The sequence below is a fragment of the Terrimonas alba genome, assembly GCF_042434975.1.
Classification (GTDB): domain Bacteria; phylum Bacteroidota; class Bacteroidia; order Chitinophagales; family Chitinophagaceae; genus Terrimonas_B; species Terrimonas_B alba.
The window spans coordinates 165,453-183,165 of record NZ_JBHMQM010000006.1 but is presented as its reverse complement, the minus strand read 5'-3'; the positions used below and the strand labels follow the sequence as shown (position 1 = coordinate 183,165).

Annotated in this window: 13 protein-coding genes; 7 read left to right on the top strand and 6 right to left on the bottom strand. The window is 42.0% G+C overall.

The features are described from left to right. Positions 1–134: 134 nt before the first annotated feature. Positions 135–3,068: an FAD-binding and (Fe-S)-binding domain-containing protein gene (locus ACFEL9_RS18015; RefSeq protein ID WP_385893089.1), complete on the top strand. Its 2,934-nt coding sequence runs from the start codon at positions 135–137 to the stop codon at positions 3,066–3,068. A 339-nt stretch (positions 3,069–3,407) separates the two neighbouring features. Here the strand turns inward: ACFEL9_RS18015 and ACFEL9_RS18010 are convergent, their stop codons facing one another. After that, positions 3,408–3,830, bottom strand: coding sequence for a hypothetical protein (locus tag ACFEL9_RS18010; RefSeq protein ID WP_385893087.1), 423 nt, complete (start codon positions 3,828–3,830; stop codon positions 3,408–3,410). Positions 3,831–4,048: 218 nt separating this feature from the next. Further along, a complete protein-coding gene (locus tag ACFEL9_RS18005; protein ID WP_385893678.1) occupies positions 4,049–4,636 on the bottom strand; it encodes a porin family protein in 588 nt (195 codons plus the stop codon). Positions 4,637–5,145: 509 nt separating this feature from the next. Between ACFEL9_RS18005 and ACFEL9_RS18000 the strand changes: the two genes are divergently transcribed. The 6 genes from ACFEL9_RS18000 (at position 5,146) to ACFEL9_RS17975 (ending at position 12,478) form a co-directional block, all read left to right on the top strand. Further along, positions 5,146–7,044, top strand: coding sequence for a DNA topoisomerase IV subunit B (locus ACFEL9_RS18000; RefSeq protein WP_385893084.1), 1,899 nt, complete (start codon positions 5,146–5,148; stop codon positions 7,042–7,044). Between the two features lie 112 nt (positions 7,045–7,156). Next, the gene (locus tag ACFEL9_RS17995; RefSeq protein ID WP_385893082.1) at positions 7,157–7,915 is read left to right on the top strand and encodes an FkbM family methyltransferase; all 759 of its coding nucleotides are present in this window, start codon (positions 7,157–7,159) and stop codon (positions 7,913–7,915) included. Next, complete coding sequence (locus ACFEL9_RS17990) at positions 7,912–8,769, top strand: DUF1835 domain-containing protein (protein ID WP_385893079.1); 858 nt, start codon at positions 7,912–7,914, stop codon at positions 8,767–8,769. Before ACFEL9_RS17995 ends, ACFEL9_RS17990 begins: the two co-directional genes overlap by 4 nt. 60 nt (positions 8,770–8,829) lie before the next feature. Beyond that, positions 8,830–9,057: a four helix bundle protein gene (locus ACFEL9_RS17985; RefSeq protein WP_385893076.1), complete on the top strand. Its 228-nt coding sequence runs from the start codon at positions 8,830–8,832 to the stop codon at positions 9,055–9,057. A 135-nt stretch (positions 9,058–9,192) separates the two neighbouring features. After that, positions 9,193–11,703 carry a DNA gyrase/topoisomerase IV subunit A gene (locus ACFEL9_RS17980; protein WP_385893073.1) on the top strand — a complete coding sequence of 837 codons (2,511 nt, stop codon included), beginning with the start codon at positions 9,193–9,195 and terminating at the stop codon, positions 11,701–11,703. Positions 11,704–11,830: 127 nt separating this feature from the next. Further along, complete coding sequence (locus ACFEL9_RS17975) at positions 11,831–12,478, top strand: MgtC/SapB family protein (RefSeq protein WP_385893071.1); 648 nt, start codon at positions 11,831–11,833, stop codon at positions 12,476–12,478. Between the two features lie 82 nt (positions 12,479–12,560). On the opposite strand, the gene ACFEL9_RS17970 is transcribed toward ACFEL9_RS17975, so the two are convergent. From ACFEL9_RS17970 to ACFEL9_RS17955, 4 genes are all read right to left on the bottom strand, one after another. Continuing rightward, the gene (locus ACFEL9_RS17970; protein WP_385893068.1) at positions 12,561–13,484 is read right to left on the bottom strand and encodes a hypothetical protein; all 924 of its coding nucleotides are present in this window, start codon (positions 13,482–13,484) and stop codon (positions 12,561–12,563) included. A gap of 140 nt (positions 13,485–13,624) precedes the next feature. Further along, positions 13,625–14,062 (bottom strand): SsrA-binding protein SmpB, encoded by a 438-nt coding sequence (gene smpB / locus ACFEL9_RS17965; RefSeq protein WP_276503531.1) that lies wholly within the window; start codon positions 14,060–14,062, stop codon positions 13,625–13,627. 98 nt (positions 14,063–14,160) lie between these two features. Further along, positions 14,161–15,075: an acetyl-CoA carboxylase, carboxyltransferase subunit beta gene (gene accD / locus ACFEL9_RS17960; RefSeq protein ID WP_385893065.1), complete on the bottom strand. Its 915-nt coding sequence runs from the start codon at positions 15,073–15,075 to the stop codon at positions 14,161–14,163. Positions 15,076–15,268: 193 nt separating this feature from the next. Then, the gene (locus ACFEL9_RS17955; RefSeq protein ID WP_385893062.1) at positions 15,269–17,701 is read right to left on the bottom strand and encodes a S9 family peptidase; all 2,433 of its coding nucleotides are present in this window, start codon (positions 17,699–17,701) and stop codon (positions 15,269–15,271) included. Between the last annotated feature and the right edge of the window lie 12 nt (positions 17,702–17,713).

Here is a 17,713-nt window from a genome sequence, read left to right as displayed (position 1 = left end):
CTTCTGTAAGACCAAATATCCAACCGGCAAACCTGAGCCCCATTTTAATATATTTGCAAAAATTTCGACTACAACAACTTCATGATTTGTTTCCATTCGGGATCAGGTCATTATGATGAATAAACCAGTGATCAATGAAAGAACAACTGCGGCGCCTGGCCAGTGAATTGGAAGGAGAATTGTATGATGATGTCACGATCCGTACTTTATATGCCACCGATGCCTCGGCCTACCGGGAGATGCCGTTGGCAGTTGCAGTGCCGCGGTCGGTTGCCGATATTAAAAAACTCATCCATTTTGCCAGGACTGAAAAAACATCGCTGATACCCAGAACGGCCGGCACCTCATTGGCGGGGCAGGTGGTGGGCAACGGTATTATCGTGGATGTGTCCAAATATTTTACACAGATCATCGAATTGAATGCTACAGAAAAATGGGTGCGGGTGCAGCCCGGCGTGATCCGTGATGAATTGAACATGTTCCTGAAACCGCATGGTCTTTTCTTTGGGCCCGAAACTTCCACCGCCAACAGGGCAATGATCGGCGGTATGGTGGGCAATAACTCATGTGGTTCCAATTCGGTAGTGTACAGAAGTACAAGAGAGCATTTGCTGGAAGTAAGGGCACTGCTCAGTGATGGCAGTGAAACGGAATTTAAATCGCTGAACATAGATGAGTTTCATCAAAAATGTGAAGGCAGCAACCTGGAAGCAGCTATTTACCGGTCGGTGCGCAGCCTGCTGAGTAATTATGAAAACCAGGTGGAGATCCGAAAAGAATTTCCCAAGAAAACGGTGGAGAGAAGAAACACCGGTTATGCCATTGATGTATTGCTGGACAGTGCACCCTTTACAGCCGGTGAGCCTGATTTTAATTTTTGCAAACTCATTGCGGGTTCTGAAGGCACTCTGGCTTTTATTACCGAGATAAAACTGAATGTAGTTCCGTTGCCGCCAAAAGAAGTGGGTTTGTTGTGCGTGCATTTTAATTCGATTGATGAATCACTAAGAGCCAATTTGATTGCATTAAAATATAAACCCAGCGCCAGTGAACTGATCGACCATTATATCCTGGAATGCACGAAGGAGAACAAAGAGCAAATCAAAAATCGTTTTTTTGTCAAAGGTGACCCCGGTGCGATATTGGTAGTGGAGTTTGCCAGGGGAAACAGGGAAGAAGTCATTGCTATTGCGCACCAGGTAGAAGCAGAGATGCGGGCCGCAGGATTGGGTTATCATTTTCCGTTGTTGTTTGGTGACGATTCGAAAAAGATATGGACATTGCGAAAAGCCGGTTTAGGATTGCTGAGCAATTTGCCGGGCGATGATAAAGCCGTGCCGGTGATCGAGGATACGGCGGTAGATGTAAACGACCTGCCGGATTTTATCAGCGATTTCAACAAAATATTGGAGAAGCATAATTTGTTTTCGGTGCATTATGCGCATGCAGGTTCCGGTGAAATACACTTACGTCCTATTATTAATCTTAAAACCAAAGAAGGCAACCAGCTCTTCCGGACGATTGCAGAAGAAATTGCTACGCTGGTTAAGAAATACAATGGCTCCTTAAGTGGCGAACATGGCGATGGAAGGTTGCGGGGTGAATTTATCCGGCAAATGATCGGTGAAAAAAATTATCAACTGCTGAAAGAGGTAAAAAGAAGCTGGGACCCTGATAATATTTTTAACCCCAACAAGATCGTTGATACGCCTTCAATGAATACGATGCTGCGTTATACACCCGGCCAGCAAACGCCAGCATTCAAAACCGTTTTTCGTTTTCATAACCAGGATGTATTGCAACATGCCGAGCAGTGCAATGGGTCAGGGGACTGCCGTAAAACACATTTATCGGGAGGGACGATGTGCCCTTCCTTTATGGCCACACGTAATGAAAAAGACACAACCCGTGCAAGGGCCAATATACTGAGAGAGTTTTTGACAAACTCCGATAAGCTTAACCGTTTTGATCATAAAGAGATTTACGAGGTGATGGATCTTTGTTTGAGCTGCAAAGGTTGTAAATCGGAATGCCCCAGCAATGTGGATGTCGCCAAGCTGAAAGCTGAGTTCATGCAGCATTACTATGATGCCAATGGTGTTCCTTTTCGTTCGAAGCTGATTGCCAATTTTACCAAATCGGCGAGGCTGGGAGCCATAGCACCCGGTATCTATAATTTTATGATGACTAACCGTGGCATCAGCAGGCTGATTAAAAAAATCTCCGGCTTTGCCGCAGAACGATCCATGCCCACGATGTATAAAACAACTTTGAAAAGCTGGTATGAAAAGAAACGTCAGAAGTCAGATGGCGGAAGTCAGAAGGCAGAAGGCGGAAAGCGCAAAGTCTATTTGTTCTGCGATGAGTTTACAAATTATAACGATACGGAGATTGGCATCAAAGCCATTTTGTTGCTGGAGAAATTAGGCTATGAAGTGGCAATACCGGAACATATTGAAAGTGGCAGGTCATGGATGTCGAAAGGATTGATCCGCGAAGTCAAAAAGATCGCCAATAAGAACATTGCCTTATTGCACCCACTGATCACTGAGGATACGCCACTGATAGGTATAGAACCATCCGCTATTCTTACGTTCAGGGATGAGTATATTGACCTGGCTGATGACGAACATTTGACCACGGCAAGACAACTGGCCAAACATGTTTTTTTGATAGACGAATTTATCGCCGGCGAAATTGAAAAGGGAAATATCAGTGCCGGGCAGTTCACCAAAGAAAAAAGAAAGATTCAATTGCACGGGCACTGCCAGCAAAAGGCCTTGTCTTCTATAGCCCCGTCGGTAAAGCTGTTATCGTTGCCAGAAAATTATTCGGTAGAAGTGATCCCTTCGGGCTGTTGCGGTATGGCCGGTTCTTTTGGTTATGAAAAGGAACATTATGAGCTGTCGATGAAGATAGGAGAGCTGGTATTGTTTCCTGCTGTTCGTAAGCAGGCTGAACATACGATCATTGCTGCACCCGGTACCAGTTGCCGTCACCAGGTAAAGGATGGCACCGGCAGAAAAGCATTGCACCCGGTGGAGGTATTGTATGAAGCTTTGTCCTGAAAAAAAAATGCTGTTGGCAGTTAAGAATCAGTTAGCTTTATACAGCCCGCCCTTGTAAACAAAGATTTAATTGTTTTCATCATTCCGTTTCCCGCTGAGACGCTTAATCTATTGTTCACTTAAATTCTTTGCGTATGAAAAAATTCAACTCCATTTTGCACAATGAAAACGTAGTGGCTACTTTAGTCATTGCGGCTGTTTTTCTGATTACAACCGCTATTAGGGTTTGGCCCTGGTACAATTCTTAAAAAGAAATTGAACATCAAAGTTAAAACCAGCTTCGGCTGTTTTTTTAGTGTCGTTGCTTTTGAGCAAACGCCTTATAGGTTCGGGCTTTTTTCATTCTGGTGTCCATTCTAGTTCGTTTTCATCAACTGGGTTCCATTTTTTTAGTGTTTGTCCGAATTTGTTAATTGAAGCTGGAACTGTTAAAATATAGAATTCGCTTTCATTCTTATAAGGTTCTCTTCTATTGTTGTCAACCTTGATGTGAATTGCCGAGTGTCCGTTCCTTTCATAACAAAATATTCGCAGTAAAATGTAATACGCCCATTTGTCACCTTGCTCGCCAAGTTCATATTTTACTTCACTCTCTATGTTCTTTGGAAACGAACAAAGTCCTTCAGCAAAATTTACAAATTCGTCCTTGTAACCATAAAAGTCTATTCTTGTTGAATTAATGCCATTAGTCAAGTCGATTTGAAAATGAACTTCATCATCTTCAATATTTAAGGCTCTTATTTTTATTTCCTGTTTAAGCATTAGTCTATTGTTTCAAACGCTAATTGGTCGTGGTCGTTAATTTTACACCGGGGTTGGTGTTTTTTATCAACCGCACGGGTTAAGAAATTTACTTTGGTATTCAGAGTTTACTACAGACCGGTTGCCGGTGAGGAAATACCGGCAGCGGCTCAAAAAGATCTATGGATTGAATGAATGTTTGAAATAATATTTTGAAAGGTATTCTTTGATAAACGATGCTATAGCGAATAAGTAGCATAAAATTGCCATACCTGGTTTCGTCCATAGAGAAGAGAATTCCAGTCGGAAGGAAATTCAGGATCAGTCTGTTTATAGTTCATGTTCATTTTATTAAATCCATAAGTATATCGCACTCCTATTCCAAGTTTTTCTCTTCCATATGATATATCACCATTGATCCCAAAGTCTATCTTTTTATATGCTTCGGTATAGTTTGTTCTTTCGTTTAGATACCGGTCAACAGCTTTTATCAAATAAGAAACAGATGGCCCCGCTGCCAAAGAAATATTTTTGTTGCTTTTCCATTTAAACAGAACGGGCAACTCTAAATAATGCAGTTTAACAGAAGCACCGCTGAAGTATCGAATTGGGTTTAAATTCATTTGTCCTTTTTGTGTATATAATAATTCAGAAGTAAGATGAAGCTGTTTAATTATCCTTTTTTCGGCTATTCCCCCAATTTGGAGACCCGCCTGTGATCTTTGGCTTCCTTCAGACGGTACATTGCCGTAGTCCCGTTTTAACGTGGCTAAATTTATTCCAGCCTTCACTTTGTACTGAATTTGAGAATGTAGCTTGAAACACATTAAAAAGATGAGAACTAACAGCAGAAGTCTTGATTTCATGGTCAATTATTTAAGAGGGTAAAAATAGTCGCTATCATAAATATTCAAAATGAAGGGCCAGTTATTTAAATGGCGGTAGTGAAACTTCTATATTTATCCCCCACCTGTGGATAAGTCAGGCCATTGGAAATCAGCCTGTCCTTCTTTATTTGCAATCCGCTAAATTCGCAGGCGGTTGAATGGTCTGAACGGGGATTGGGGTAGATTATTGGGATTTATGGGATAGAGATATAATCCTAATAATCAATCAAATCACCCCAAACCTACCTACCGGCAGGCAGGTCAAGGTTCAGACAAATGCTCAGTAGCGGACCGGATGTACAAGGGTGCGACGCAACGAAGATGATCAGGGCGATGTAGCTGGCAACAATAAATTGAATTCAATAACTAATATTCAAAGCTGATGAAATGTATCAGCGGCTGAATATGAAAACTTAATACTCTCCGCCTTCGGCGGAGGAGGAGGTGAAATGGCAAAAGAAAAAGACACGAATTTATTTGAGTATACGGAAGAGAGCATTAAGAGTCTCGACTGGAAAGAGCATATCCGCCTGCGGCCCGGTATGTATATCGGTAAGCTGGGCGATGGCAGCAGTCCCGACGACGGTATTTATGTACTGGTGAAGGAGGTGATGGACAACTGCATTGACGAATACACCATGGGTTATGGGAAAACCGTGGAACTGTCCATTGAAGGCAAGACGGTGACGGTGCGTGACTATGGCCGCGGTATCCCGCTGGGCAAAGTGGTGGATGTGGTGAGCAAGATCAATACCGGTGCTAAATACGACAGCAAGGCCTTTCAAAAATCGGTGGGTCTGAATGGCGTGGGTACAAAGGCCGTGAATGCCCTGAGCAATTATTTTAAGGTTACCGCTTTCAGAGAAGGCAAGGAGAAATCAGCCGAGTTTGAAAGAGGTGTGCTGATCAAGGAACACAAGGAAGGGAAAAGCGGTGAGCAGAATGGTACGATGGTGAGCTTTATCCCGGATGAATCAGTGTTTAAGAATTTTAAGTTTCACCCCGAGTTTTTAGAAAACCAGATCTGGAACTATTGCTTCCTGAATGCGGGGTTGAAAATCATCTTCAATGGTAAAACCTATGTCAGCAAAAACGGATTGCTCGACCTGTTGCAGCGCAAGACCAATGAAGATGAAATACGTTATCCCATCATTCACCTGAGCGGTGATGATATCGAAGTGGCCATCACGCACAACAATGATTATGGGGAGGACATTTACAGCTTCGTGAATGGTCAGCACACTACACAGGGTGGTACGCACCAGCAAGCTTTCAGGGAGGCATATGTAAAAACAGTCCGGGAGTTTTTTAAGAAAGACTATGATGCTTCCGATATCCGCACGGGTATCGTAGCGGCTGTGTCTGTAAGAGTAATTGAACCGGTGTTTGAGAGCCAGACCAAAACAAAACTGGGTTCGCAATACGTAGAAGAAGGCGGTAAGAGCATGCGCCAGTTTATGATTGATTTCTTTGCCAAAGAACTGGACAATTACCTGCACAAGCACCCGATGGTGGCGGATGGATTGAAGAAAAGAATTGAACAAAGCGAACGGGAACGTAAGGAACTGGCCGGTATTAAAAAGCTTGCGAATGAAAGAGCCAAGAAAGCAAACCTGCACAATAAGAAACTGCGTGACTGCCGCGTTCACCTGAATGATGATCCGCCATCGAGAGGTAAAGAAGATTTTGCGGCCAAACAAAAGGAAACCACCATTTTTATTACCGAGGGTGATAGTGCCAGTGGTTCTATTACCAAATCAAGAAATGTAGAAACACAGGCGGTGTTCAGCCTTCGTGGGAAGCCTCTGAACAGTTATGGCCTGACCAAGAAAGTGGTGTATGAAAATGAAGAGTTCAACCTGCTGCAACATGCGTTGAATATTGAAGATGGACTGGATGGGTTGCGTTTTAATAATATCGTGATCGCTACGGATGCCGATGTGGATGGTATGCATATCCGTTTGCTGCTGATGACATTCTTCCTGCAATTCTTTCCTGACCTGGTAAAGCATAATCATGTGCATGTGCTGGAAACGCCATTGTTTCGGGTAAGGAATAAACAGGAAACGATTTATTGTTATAGTGAAGAAGAGAAAAAAGCGGCCGTAAAAAAGCTGGGTAGCAAACCCGAGATCACCCGCTTTAAAGGTTTGGGTGAAATATCGCCGGAAGAGTTTGGCCGTTTTATTGGCCCTGAAATGAAGACCACGCTAATGAACCTGGAGCATGGCGACCATATTCAGCAACTGCTGGAATATTATATGGGTAAGAATACCATGGAAAGACAGGAGTTTATCATCAATAACCTGAAAGTGGAACTGGATATAGTAGAGGAAAAGGAAGTTTAAGAGGTTTAAAGTTCAATAGGTTCACAAGTTCAGTAGCCGTTATCAGTAATTGCAATTATCTGCCTTAGGCCTTTAACTGTCAACTGACATCGGTCAACTGTCATCTTAATTTATGAAAAAAAAGATCAAAGCATATTTATTCAGGTTGCTGGGCGAGGAGAACTATTTGAAATTGCTCAACAGGGGCTTCTTTTTTTTATACAATACGGGTTTGTTAAAATCAGATGAGGGGTATAAATATCATTATTATGCAAAGCAGCTGATTAAAAAAGGGGATACGGTGGTGGATATTGGTGCTAACCTTGGCTACTTCACCAAATTGTTTTCAAAATGGGTGGGTGATAAAGGCAGAGTGATTGCGATTGAACCTGTTCCACTATATACTAAAATCATTCGCTGGACCTGTAAGGGCAGAAAGAACATTACGCTTTACCCTTACGCATTGGGAAAAGAAAATAAGAAAGTGCATTTGGTGACACCGGATCATTTTGGGTATCTCCGCACCGGGCTGCCACATATTTATGATGAGAAAAATAATAAAGCTCTTTCTGAATACGAGTTTTCATTTGAAGCGGAAATGAAAAAGGCCAATGAGTTGTTTGAAAGTTTTGAAAAGATCGATTATTTAAAATGTGATATCGAAGGTTACGAGGAAGTAGTGATACCGGAGATATTGCCGGTATTGGAAAGATTTAAACCGACGATACAGATAGAAACATGGGGAAGTCATAAACCCATTGTAGAAGCTGCGCTGAGCAGTGCCGGCTTTGAAAAATATTACCTGGAAGGATCATCGCTGAAGAAAGCCGTTGCGGGCAATGAAGATGCGCCGGGTGATCTGATTTTTATACATAAAGCTAAAGCATTATGATACATATCGTTTTTAATGAATCAGAAACAGACCTGATGAAACAGGTGATTGAGCTGGATGAAACCCTGGCCGGTGAAGTGATCCAAATAAAAGATGATTTTGCCGTAGGACCTTTAGCGGCTATCGACACAGAAGAAGGGTGGCAGGCACGGTATAGCTGGTGGATGAGCCTGCTTGAAGGTTCACACTATGCAGGTACCAATCAAGTGAAATTTGATGACCGCGAAACCGTAAAGACCATCAAAGAAAAACTGAATAATGATCCGGCTGAACAACTTTGGATATGGATGGGACAGAACCAGCATGATGTGAGCGGCTATTATTGGTTGATGTCACAAATGAGTGAGTTTGCTGGCAGAGTGATGGTATTGTATCTAAACAACCTTCCCTTCATCAATGAAAAAGGCCAGATATTTTATCCTTCCTGGCTGAGTGAAATTCAACCCAAAGAATTTTTGAAAGCGAAAAAATTAGCCCGTCCTATTACGCTGAGTGAGTTTGAAGTGGATCCTGATGAATGGCGGAAATTGTGCGAGGAAAATGGGCTGGTAAGAATATTGGAAGGTGGTAAGAAGCTTGCCAGCAAGGACGAAACGTTTTATGATGCGGAGATCGTCAAAAACCTGACTGGTGAGTGGCAAAAAGCGACCCGTGTGCTGACCAATACGCTGCACCGGATGAAAATAAAAACAGGCGACGTGTTCCTGATGTGGCGGATGAAACAATTGATCACTGAAGGAAAAATTGAAGTAACCGGCGATGTCAATAAAGGATGGAAAGATTTTGATGTGAAGCTGGCCGGTGCGAAGGGGAAGGAAGAAGTTGCTAATGAAGTGAAAGCTGCTGAAGGGTAAGGAGAGACTTCTGGTTGAAAATCGTAGAAATGTTCAATTTTCAATGCGCAATTTTCAATTATGGAGAATCGAAAATATGATCTTGAGAACAGGTTGGTAAATTATAGTTGCAGGATGATTGATGTGGTTGAAGCATTGCCCAATTCAAGAGCTGGGAATTATATTGCAGGACAGTTGATAAAATCATGCATCTCACCAACATTTAATTATGGTGAGGTACAGGGAGCGGAATCCAGAAATGATTTTATCCATAAGCTGGATGTTGTTTTGAAGGAACTCAAAGAATGAAAGAATAAGCTCAAAAAAGGCAAAGACAATAAATAAAATTTGAATATTAGATGTACAGTGCTGATCACGGGTATTTTCTTTGAGCATTGAAAATTGAACATTGATCATTGAACATTTTATTGCATTAAAAAAATTATGTCCAAAGCAAAAAATACAGAACAAATAGAAAATAACGACAGCGGGATTCATGGCCAGTATAAAACATGGTTTTTGGATTATGCTTCCTATGTAATATTGGAGAGAGCTGTTCCTGCAATAGAGGATGGATTGAAGCCGGTGCAGCGCCGTATCCTTCATGCCATGAAGGAAATGGACGATGGTCGTTTCAACAAAGTGGCCAATATCATTGGGCAGGCAATGCAATACCATCCGCATGGTGATGCGAGTATTGGTGATGCCTTGGTCAATATGGGCCAAAAGGACCTGTTAATCGAAACACAGGGTAACTGGGGCGATGTAAGAACAGGCGATGATGCCGCCGCTCCCCGTTATATAGAGGCAAGACTCAGCAAGTTTGCGCTGGAGGTGGCGTTCAATAATAAAACCACTGAATGGCAATTGAGTTATGATGGTCGCAAGAACGAGCCTGTTACGTTGCCCATGAAGTTCCCGCTGCTGTTGGCGCAGGGTGCAGATGGAATCGCTGTGGGCTTGTCTACGAAAATACTGCCGCACAATTTCTGTGAATTGATCGAGGCGTCCATCAAATATTTACGGGGAAAGAAATTTGAATTGTATCCCGATTTTCAAACGGGCGGAATGATCGATGTCACCGATTATAACAAGGGTAAGCGGGGTGGCAAAATAAAAGTAAGAGCACATATCGAAGAAGTCGATAAAAAAACACTGGCGATTAAAAGTGTTCCCTATGGCGTTACCACATCACAGTTGATGGACTCCATTGTAAAAGCCAATGACCAGGGAAAGATCAAAATCAAAAAGGTAACAGACAATACAGCGGCGGAAGTAGAGATTCAAGTAGACCTGGCGCCGGGTATTTCGCCGGATATTACCATCGATGCATTGTATAAGTTTACCGATTGCGAAACATCTATTTCGCCCAATGCCTGTGTAATTGTCGATATGAAGCCACAGTTCCTGGCGGTTGATGACCTGTTGAGAATTTCAACGGATAAAACCAAAAATTTGCTGGAGCAGGAGCTAAAGATCAAACTCGGCGAACTGCAGGAAAAATGGCATTACACTTCACTCGAAAAAATATTCTTTGAAGAAAAGATATACAAAGAGCTCGAAAAGAAACATGAGACATGGGATAAAGTAATCGATGCTATCGACAAAGCCTTTGTTCCATTCAAGAAGCAATTGAAAAGGGAGATTACGAGAGAAGATATTTTAAAATTAACAGAGAAGCCGGTTCGCCGGATCTATCGTCTCGATATTGATGAACTCAATGCTCAAATCAAAGGACTGGAAGCGGATATCAAACAGGTAAAATATGATCTGAATAACCTGGTTGATTTTGCAGTAGCCTACTATGAAAGCCTGTTGAAGAAATATGGAAAAGGGAGAGAAAGAAAAACAGAGATCAGGCAATTAGAAGTAATTGAGGCCAAGCAAGTGGCTATGGCGAATACGAAGGTGTATGTAAACAGGGAAGAAGGCTTTATAGGAACGGGCTTGAAAAAAGATGAGTTTTTACTGGAGTGTTCGGACCTCGATGATATCATCGTTTTTGCTAAGAAGGGAATCATGAAGGTGGTAAAAGTGCAGGATAAAGTTTTTATTGGCAAGGATATTCTGCATGCCGCCGTATTCCAGAAGAATGATGAACGTACTACGTACAACATGATCTACTTTGATGGAAAGCAAAAAAGCTTTGCAAAGCGATTTAATGTTACGGGTGTAACAAGAGACAAAGAATACAACTTGACGGGCGGTGAAGAAAAAACCAAAGTCCATTATTTCAGCGTTAATCCCAATGGTGAGGCTGAAGTGGTGAAGATTGTGTTGAGCCCGGCATCATCAGCGCATAAAAAAGAGTTCGATTATTATTTTGAAGAGTTAGAAATCCAGGGCCGAAACAGCAAAGGGATTACCGTTACGAAGTATCCTATAAAATCAGTTAAATTCAAAGAAGCGGGCAAAGCTACGCTCAGCGGACGAAAACTTTGGTTTGACGATAAGTTTGGCAGGCTTAATGCTGACGAAAAAGGAATCTTGCTGGGAAGCTTTGAAGCAGAAGATAAAATACTGGTGGTGTTCAATGATGGTAACTATATGATCACCGACCAGGAAATGACCCAGCGTTTTGATGCGGAGAATATTTTGCTGATCGAAAAATTTGACCCGGAAAAAGTGATCTCGGCTATTTATCTGGATAAGAAAAATCTGCAGTTCAATGTAAAGCGGTTCAAGATTGAAACCACTACGTTGAAAAATAAATTCTTCTTCATCAAAGAAGGAGATGGCAACTATCTCGAAGCCGTATCTACAGATGCTGAACCAATATTGGCAGTACAGAGTGGAAGAGGGGACCAGGTGCGCAAAGCAAAGTTCAAAATAGCGAAGGTGGCTGAAGTGATGGGATGGAGAACAGTTGGCACGAAATTGCTGGACTACAACAAGAGTGTGCAGATGGAATGGGTGAAAGACAAGCCAGGGGAGAAGCAACCGGAATTATTTTAATCCCACCCCCTGAAGGGGCTTTAAAGTCTGTTAGAAGAAATAACATTATAACATTGAGAGAGTCAGGAGTCTATAAAAACACTCTTCACAAACCGGAGTCTAAAAGCCTCTTTAGGGGTTGGGGTTTATGATTGACAACTGGGAAATATTGGATCTTTATAAAGCCCTGCTTGCTGTTGCTGCTGGTATTATCTTAGGCCTTGAACGGGAACTCAAGGATAAGGCAGCAGGTTTAAAAACCATTACGGTTATCTGCCTTGGATCTGCCTTATTTACCATTCTTTCCTACAAAATTGGCGGCGATGACAAAGAAGCCACCCGTATTGCTTCTTACGTAGTGAGCGGTATTGGTTTTATTGGGGCCGGTGTGATTTTCAAGGATAAGATCGATGTGTCGGGTTTAACCACAGCTGGCATCATCTGGCTGTCTGCTGCCGTGGGTATGGCAATTGGTTTTGGCGAATTTTACCTGGCCGGCACATTTATAGCGGCAGCGCTATTCATTGTTTTTTCCAGCAAGTGGATCAATAAAGTTTTCCGGCCACAAAAGCAGGGAAGAGATCTTGTTTTTGAGATGGAAAAAAGTAACGGTCATTTCAGGGATGAAATTTTGGCTGCTATCAGGGATCAGGGAATTTCGGTTGAAGAAAAAAGATTGGAACTGAGAGACGATAAAATCATCATTTCGGTAGAAGCATCCATCCGGATGAAAAAATTGAAATGGTTGGAAGAGTACCTGGTGCATAATAAATACATCACAGCTTTCTCTCTCTGATTTTCATTCAGTCAACTGACCAACCAACTAATTGGTAATTTCCCTTTTGACTTCTCGCTTTTCACTTTTCATCAGCTTCAGCTCACTTCTTCTTTCGGATCCTGATCGTGGCATTCTTTTCAAAATTGCTCGACAATCGTATCTGGTGTTTTTTCTCGCCGTCTGTCACAATCATCAATGCAGTATTGGGCGGTATGCTGCCGAGATTGTCGGCAAACATGCTCAATTCATTTATGTCTTTGCTGTTGTCCAGCGCAATATCGAAATGAAGCGATCTTGTACTCAACTTTTGTGAAAAAGCCATCAGCTGGTTGTTGAAGAATACCGAAATAGAATCCCCATCTACTTCGCCATTATCATAAAAATCAACTTTTAATGAATCAGAATCTACCTCTATTTCATCAGCGACCACGTTTTCTCTTTCTTTGAATTGATTTTCTACCACATAGTTGATTACTTTTCGCTGTACCACGGTAACAGCCGGTGGCAGCGTATCGAATGTAGTAGGCTTCCAAACCTGGTTGGCTTCTTTAAAGTTTCGTAAAGCTGTCAGCACCGAGTCTTGCTTGCTCATATCGGCGCTGAGTACAAGATTAAAGTTTACATCAACACACATGTATTTATTATCCGGCATGCCCAGGAAGCTACCTACGAGATTTGATCCGGCTTTTGCTACCCGCAATGAAGCTATCAGGTTCATCATACAATCAACCTCCATAGTGCTCAGCGAGCCATAATAAGTAACCGGTATGTCAAACAATCTTAACTGGCGGTTTTTCGCATTATAGGTTCCCTTTACCTGTACGCTGCGAAATGTATTTTTAAAATAATAGCTAAGAATTCCATTTACCTGTCCCTTACCCGGTTGCAGAATAAGCTCAACGAGATAATTGCTGGCCGAGCTTTTTGTTTTCACATTGGCTTTACCATACCAGTATCCAAAAACGGATTGGGACGAGGATTGTATTGAAATAATTATAAAAGCGAACAGGATCAGTTTTTTCATCCACTTATTGTTAATTTTTTAGCCACACTTCTCACGTTATGAAGAAAGCTTTACATAATTTTCATTGTGAAAATCATGAACCGGTTTATGGTGCGATGTTTGTCAAAAACCATGCTTAAATAAGGTAACGGCGGGTCTTTTTATTTGATATAACGCTTCATTTCCCGTTCCACGTCTTTTTTCCTGAGAGTTTCCCGTTTGTCATGCAGTTTTTTCCCTTTGGCAAGACCGATCTCAATTTTTACCAACCCTTTTTCATTCAGGTACATTCGGAGCGGCACGAGGGTAAAACCTTTTTCTTTCAGTTTTGCTTCTATTTTTTTGATCTCTCGTTTTTGCAATAGCAATTTCCGGTCACGCACCGGATCATGATTATTGAGATTGCCGTGTGAATATTCAGCAATATGCAACGACTTAATCCACACTTCTCCTTTATGAATTAAACAATAACTATCATTAAAACTCACTTTGCCGCCTCTTATTGATTTTACTTCAGTACCCAACAACACCATTCCTGCTTCATATTTCGTATCAATGAAGTATTCATGATAAGCTGACCTGTTTTTTATTTCGTTCATACACCACTAATCTACAAATATAGGAAGCCCGGTTAAAGGCTTTTAAATATAATGAACCCCGGCCTTGGCCAGGGTTGCTAAATGCAAAATTGTTGTTATTAATTTTTAAAAAGACCTAATACGGTTGCCAATTTTTGTTTCAATTCACTCCTCGGAACGATGAAATCCAAAAACCCATGATCCAATACAAATTCACTTCGCTGGAAACCTTCCGGCAGGTCCTTTTTAATTGTTTCTTTAATTACTCTTGGGCCGGCAAATCCAATTAATGCATCAGGTTCAGCAATATTTAAATCGCCCAACATGCCAAACGAGGCAGAGATACCGCCAAAGGTAGGATCGGTTAATAAAGAAATATAGGGCAGTTTGGCATCACTCAGTTGTGATAGTTTACCGCTTGTTTTGGCCAGCTGCATCAGCGAAAATGCACTTTCCATCATTCGGGCGCCACCGCTTTTGCTTATAACCATATAAGGCATTTTATGCTGGAGGCAGTAATCAACAGCCCGGGAAAATTTTTCGCCCATCACACTACCGAGCGAACCGCCGATAAATTCAAAATCCATGCAGGCAATCACAATATCATAGCTGCCAACTTTTCCTACTGCCACCCGCATTGAGTCTTTCAGGTCTGTTTTACTCCATATCTCTTCCAATCTTTTTTTATAGGGTTTCAGGTCGGTAAATTCCAGGAAATCTTTGCTGCGAATATTTTCAAACAACTCATCGTATTCTCCATTGTCAAAAAGAATATCGTAATATTCCGCACTGTTGACGCGGTGATGATAGCTGCATTTCGGGCATACAAACAGGTGTTCCCGCAGTTCAGAGATCGTACAGATATAATTACAATTAGGACATTTTGTCCATAGCCCCTCCGGTGTTTCTTTCTTTTCTGAGGTTTTGGTATTGATCCCTTTTTTTATGCGTTTGAACCAGCTGCTTTTCGTCTCTTCTGTTTTTCCTTCTTCGCCTGCCAGGTTCGCATCAAAATCTTCGATTTGTTTGGCCATGACCTTTTTTTGTTGAGGTACAAATATAGAGAAGTTTGTGGTTTATGGTTTCCACGTGCATTGTTGTCCTGAGCGAAGTCGAAGGATCATCGTCTGTTGCAGTTTACCTGAGCTTGACGAAGGGCACTCTTGTACAACTGTAATTTTATTCATCAATTATATCGCTCCTACGGAGATCTTCTGGCTTTCACTCTCACTTTTCATTTTTCAATACTCTCTCAAACAGTTTAAAGATTCTTTTGTATTCATCTGTCCAGCTGCTGGGTTCAATAAATCCATGATCTTCCATTGGGTAAGATGCGAGTTCCCAATTATCTTTTCCTAATTCGATCAATCTTTGAACCAGCTTTACAGCGTCCTGGTAGTGCACATTCACATCCACCATGCCATGGCAGATAAGGAGATCGCCTTTCAGACCCTCTGCAAAATAAAATGGAGAACTTTTTCGATAGGCAATTGAGTCAGTAAAAGGTTCGTTCAAAATATTGGACGTGTAAGGATGATTATAATTTGCCCAGTCTGTAACAGGTCTCAATGCTGCGCCTGCAGCAAATGTACCAGGCTCATTGAACATTCCCATCAGCGTAATAAATCCACCGTATGACCCACCGTATAAACCAACATGTTTCGGGTCAACATTAAAATTTTTCACCAGCCAGTTCACGGCGTCTACATGATCACTGAGGTCTTTACCACCCATAAACCGATAAATACCTGTGCGCCAGTCCCGGCCATAACCTGCACTGCCACGATAGTCAATATCCAATACATAGTACCCATTGTCGGCGAGCAGATTGTTAAACATGTATTCCCTGAAATACTGGCTCCACCATTTATGGGCATTTTGCAAATAACCGGCCCCATGTACAAACAAAACGGCTGGCTTATTAGGAGGGGGATTGGTGGGCCTGTATAATCTTGCATACACATTGGCACCATCTCGGGCAGGAAATGTAACCAGCTCCGGATCTTTCCAGGCATAGGTTTTAAACTCTTCGCTTTGAGCTTTAAAAGTTATTTGCACAGGTTCCGGCCACTTTGCCTGCCGGCCGGCAGGCAGGTTTTCCTGCAAATACAGCTCCCAGGGTTTGGTAGAATAGGAATATAATACCGCCAGCCATTTTTCATCCGGTGAAAGAGTTACCTGGTTGGCGCCGGTTTGCGTGGTTATTCTTTCTTTTTTACCATTGGCAATGGTTAACCGATAAAAATGTTGCTCACCGGGATGTATTTCATTCGTAGTGATATAAAAATATTTCTTGTCGTTGGAAAGTTGTGCCCGTTGTATCTCATAGTTGCCCACCGTCAGGGCTTTCTTTTCTGCATTCAATACATTGATGGTATAAAGATGGGAGTAGCCAGTTGCTTCGGACTGAAACCAAAGGGTATTTTCATCGGTCCAGCCAATATTGCCAAACATTCCCGGGCCTCCGATCCACGCTTCATCACGCTGGCGATCCAATAATTTTAAGTGATTGGAAGACCGGTTCCATGTCATCAGCCAGCGATCTTTATTATCCTGTGCACGAAGATCAACAACTGCATGCGTTCCGTTTGGCGACCAATAAGGACCAAACACGGTAACAGCCCGGGCTGCGGGTTTGTTTGTTCTTTCTTCCAACTGTTTTGGATAATCTTTTACATAATCAGGCAGATCGTTAATACCGGGAATAGAATCAGTTTTTACAGCATATACAGTATCTTTTTCCCGGTCGTAGATAAAGAATTCCGAAACGCCTTCTGGCGCACCTACTTTTGTACGGGTGGGTATATCTGTCGTGAAGCCTGTTTCTGTTACAAAATTGGGAACAATCGTTGTCTTTTGATTTGATACTGGTTTTGATAAACGATAGCTAACAAAGCGGCCATCAGGGCTAATGGCTAACCCTTGCAAAATTTTATCCTCAATGCTGATGCTGCGCAATTCTTTTGGCTTAGTTGCGTTGGTGTATTTTTCTGCCTCATCTTTTTTTTCTTTCCTTGAACGCAATACTTCAAAATATTGCAGTTGATCTCTTTTTAACCAGGTTTCCTGCTGGCTGAGATTTTCGGTGCCTGTCTTTGACGAAGTAGCGCCGCTCCGTGTAACGGCTCCACCGCCTTGAAGAGCTGTTCCACTTTTCAGATTAGTAAGTTGCTGTGTTTCTCCCGTGGCGATATTCCAGGCATAAAGGTTTTGGCTGCGATTGTAAATGACCTTCTGATCATAGAACGAAAATTGTACGTTGCTTTCATTGTCAGTTGTTTCAGTGATCCTCCTTGTTTTAGTCAATTTTATATCTGTGTAAAAAACATCTCCATCTTTCGTATAAGCATAGGCTGTCCTGTTTCGATTATATACGATAGAATTGGCAGTAACAAGAGCTTGTTTTTGAAAAACACTGGCTTTAACGGGCACCTTATTTTCCAGTGTGATATAGTATAACGAATCAGCTATGGCCTTATCGGGATTCCAATTGAAGAAAATAGTCTTCCCATCAGCACTCCATTGTAGTGATGAAGGCGAAGTGCCAATCCATTTAGGATCACGCATTATTTTTTCAACAGTGAGTTTGTCCAGCTTTTGCTGTGCATGCGAACAGGTGATTGCCAAAATGAAAATGACTGTACAGGCATTTTTAGTCATGGTGAATGCTGA